Below are 3,445 nucleotides of genomic sequence, written 5' to 3' on the forward strand. Positions count from 1 at the left end.
GAGTTCCGGCGGGCGCGGCTTGGGCGCGGGCCGGCCGGGGCGGGCCTCGGCGGGCGGTTCGCGCAACTCCACGCCGGCCAGCAACTGAGCCACCTGCTCGGGCGTCACCGGGTGCTTGCAGCGCGCTTCGTAGACCTTGGGCACGTGGTGCTTGGGGCTGGTCAGCTTGTGGATCAGGGCGCCATCGTCGGTCAGCAAGAGCAGGCCGGTGGTGTCTTCGTCGAGGCGACCGACGGGTTGCACATCGCGTTCGCGCAGCGGCGCCGGCAGCAGGCTCATCACGCTGGGGTGGTGCTTGGGCTTTTGCGAACACTCGTAGCCGGCCGGCTTGTTCAGCAGGATCAGCGCCTTTTCATAGAAAGGCCAGCTCTTGCCACTGACCTCGAACACCAGACCGTCGGTGGCGAACTCGGCGTCGGCGTCATCGACGATTTCGCCGCCGATCTTGACCTCGCCGTTGTAGATCAGGCCGGCGCACAGGCGGCGGGTGCCGAAGCCCTGGGAGAAGAGAATTTGTGAGAGGCGCATCAGCGGGTCTGCGGCGAAGCAGCGGAAGAGGAAGAGGAGGGCGATGAAGCGGGTCGCGCTGGCGTGCCCTCGAAGGGGTTGCCGTCGATGCGCAGGCCCTGCGCCGGACCGATGCCCGGCAAGGATTCGAGCTCGGCGCTGCTGGGGCGGTTGAGTTCCAGCGTTCCCGCGCTGCGCACCGTCAGCGGCAGCAGAAGCATCAGGGCCAGACCGGTCAGCAGCAGGCAGCGGCGCGGGTGGGGCTGCATGGACAGAAGCGGGCTATTCACCCGTCTGGGCCTGGACCATGGCGGCATAGGCGCCGCGTTCGCGTGTCAGCAGCTCGGCATGGCTGCCGCTCTCGACCAGGCAGCCCTCACGCAGCACATGGATGCGGTCGGCATTGCGGATGGTTGACAGGCGGTGGGCGATCACGATCAGGGTCTTCTTGCCGCGCCATTCGTCCAGCGCCTGCTGCACAGCGCGCTCGCTCTCGGTGTCCAGTGCCGAGGTGGCTTCGTCGAAGACCCAGATCGGCGCGTCCTTGTAGAGCGCGCGCGCAATTGCCAGGCGCTGGCGCTGGCCGCCGGAAAGCTTGGAGCCGTTGGCGCCAACCGGCGTTTCGAGCCCCTGTGGCAGGCCTTGCACGAAGTCCCACAGATGGGCGGCGCGCAGCGCCTGTTCCAGCCGGGCTTCGTCGCGCGGCTGGGCATAAGCGATGTTGTCGGCCACCGAGGCGTCGAACAGCACGATGTCTTGCGAGACCACGGCGAACTGGCGGCGCAGCGAAGCGCGCGTCAGCTCGTCAATCGGCGTGCCATCCAGCAGGATGCGGCCGCTCTGCGGCTGCGCGAAGCCCAGCAGCAGCGTGACGATGGAACTCTTGCCCGAACCCGAGGCTCCCACCAGGGCCGTGGTCTGGCCGGCTTCGAAGGGCAGGCTCAGGCCTTGCAGCGCATCGCGCTCGGCGCCTGGGTAGCGCAGGTGCACGGCATCCAGCTCCAGGCGGCCCTGGCAGCGCTGCAACTCATGCGTGCCAGGGTCGGGCTCGGCGGGCAGCGCGAACAGGCTGAAGCAGCCGCGCGCGATCACCAGGCCGTTGAGGATGGGCTGGGACAACTCGGAGAGATGGCGCAGGCGCGAACTCAGCAGCAGCAAGGCGGTGACGAAGGCGGCAAACTCGCCCACGCCGGTGTTGTTCTGGCGCGCCTGCAGCAAGGCGATGGTGATGATCAGCGACAGGCCGATGGCCGCGACCAGCTGCGACAGCGGCTGGATGGTGGCATTGGTGGCCGAGATCTTCAGCGCCTGGCGCTGCGCGTCCTTGGCCAGGCCGGCGAAATGCTCGCGCTCGTGCGCGGCCGCGTCGAAGCTGCGTACCACGCGCCAGGCGCGCACCAGGTCGTCGACCTTGGCCGACAGCCGCATCTGTGCGTCGTAGCTCAGCGCACCAATGCGCTGCACGCGCTTGTTGATCCTCTGCATCACGAAGGCCATCAGCGGCAGCGTGATCAGCGACAGCAGCGTCAGCTGCCAGTTCAGATAGAGCAGGTAGCCCAGCGTGGCGATGGTGGGCAGACCGTCGCGCAGCACCGTGATCACCGAACCGGACAGCAGGCTCATGAACTGCTGCGGATCGTTAACCACCTTGGTCACGGCGGTGCCTGGCGGCAGCGTGGTGTAGACGGAGGAGTCGGCCTTCAGCAGCGTTTCCAGCAGCGCGCGGCGCAAGTCCATCACGGTGCGCCAGCTGGTCCAGTTCAGCAGGTACAGGCCCAGGAAGCCGAACAGCCCGCGCAGTGCGAACAGGCCGATCAACACCACCGGCACCCACCAGACCGAGAAGGAATCCGGCTTGAAGCCGTCGCTGAACACGGTCTTGATCAGGTGCGGGATCAGCGGCTCGGTGATGGCTGCGCCCAGATAGGCCAGCAGCGTCAGCGCCACGCCCCAGCGGTAGGGGCGGACGTAGCGCAGCACCTGGCGGGCGGTGTCTTTCAGGGCTGGCTGTTCGGTGGTGCTCACAGAGTCGGTCGGGGCAGGGCGGAAGTGCGGTATTGTCGCCGCTCTTGCGAACCCGCTGACGCCCCGAGCCCTGACTGATGAAGATCGTCCACCTGCTGCTGACGCACAGCTTTGCCGGCACCGAGCGCCATGCCATCGAGCTGGCCAATGCGCAGGCCGCCGATCATGAGGTGACGATGATCCTGCACCGGCGCGCCGCCGAAGACCGGCCCAATGCGCTGGCACACCGGCTGGACCCGCGGGTGAAACAGGTGCTGGTGGCTGGCTGGGGCCCCTTGGCCGTCTGGGCCGCGCGCCGCGCCCTGCGGCGTCTGAAGCCGGATGTGGCCCATGCCCACCTCAGCCATGCTTGCCGAGCGCTGCATGGACTCAAAGGACTGTGCCTGCGCGTCGCGACGCTGCATATCCACTACAAGCCGCAGCAGCATCGCGACTTGGACGCGCTGATCGCCATCGGGCCCTGGCAGCTGGATGCGATCCCGGCTGCGCAGCGCGCCCACACGGTGCAGATTGACAACTGGACTGCCGCGCCGCCCTTCGACGCCGAAGCGCGCCGGCGTGTGCGCGCCGAGCTGGGTATTGCCGACGAGGTTTTTCTGATCGGCGCGCTGGGCCGCGCCGAGGCGAGCAAGGGGCTGGACCTGCTGATCGATGCCTTTGTCGCGGCGCAGCTGCCACAGACGCGGCTGGCCATCGTCGGCGGCGGGCGCGACTGGGAGGGCTTGCGGCAGCGCGCCCCGGCCGAGGTGCTGATGCCGGGCTTCGTGGCCCAGCCGCAGCAATGGTTCAGCGCCTTCGATGCCTTCGTCAGCGCGGCGCGCTCCGAGCCTTTTGGCCTGGTGTTCCTGGAGGCGATGAGCGCGGGCCTGCCGGTGCTGGCGACGCGCTCGCAAGGCGGTGAGCATTTCGCGGC

At 68.3% G+C, this 3,445-nt stretch carries 4 protein-coding genes; 1 reads left to right on the forward strand and 3 read right to left on the reverse strand.

Annotated features, from left to right (window positions below; translation table 11 throughout):
* The 3 genes from ACIQ67_RS20200 to msbA all read right to left on the reverse strand — a co-directional run.
* The coding region (locus tag ACIQ67_RS20200) for a pseudouridine synthase (RefSeq protein ID WP_397536167.1) at positions 1 to 528 on the reverse strand (528 nt) is incomplete at its 3' end.
* Complete coding sequence (locus ACIQ67_RS20205) at positions 528 to 797, reverse strand: hypothetical protein (RefSeq protein ID WP_397536168.1); 270 nt, start codon at positions 795 to 797, stop codon at positions 528 to 530. The genes ACIQ67_RS20200 and ACIQ67_RS20205, both read right to left, overlap by 1 nt.
* A complete protein-coding gene (gene msbA, locus ACIQ67_RS20210) occupies positions 790 to 2,532 on the reverse strand; it encodes a lipid A export permease/ATP-binding protein MsbA (RefSeq protein ID WP_397536169.1) in 1,743 nt (580 codons plus the stop codon). The genes ACIQ67_RS20205 and msbA overlap by 8 nt, the downstream gene beginning before the upstream one ends.
* A gap of 77 nt (positions 2,533 to 2,609) precedes the next feature.
* On the opposite strand from msbA, the gene ACIQ67_RS20215 reads away from it, so the two are divergent.
* On the forward strand, positions 2,610 to 3,445 hold an 836-nt coding region (locus ACIQ67_RS20215; protein WP_397536170.1), incomplete at its 3' end, for a glycosyltransferase.

The sequence above is a fragment of the Roseateles sp. genome (genome assembly GCF_044373315.1).
Taxonomy (GTDB): Bacteria; Pseudomonadota; Gammaproteobacteria; order Burkholderiales; family Burkholderiaceae_C; genus JACDQM01.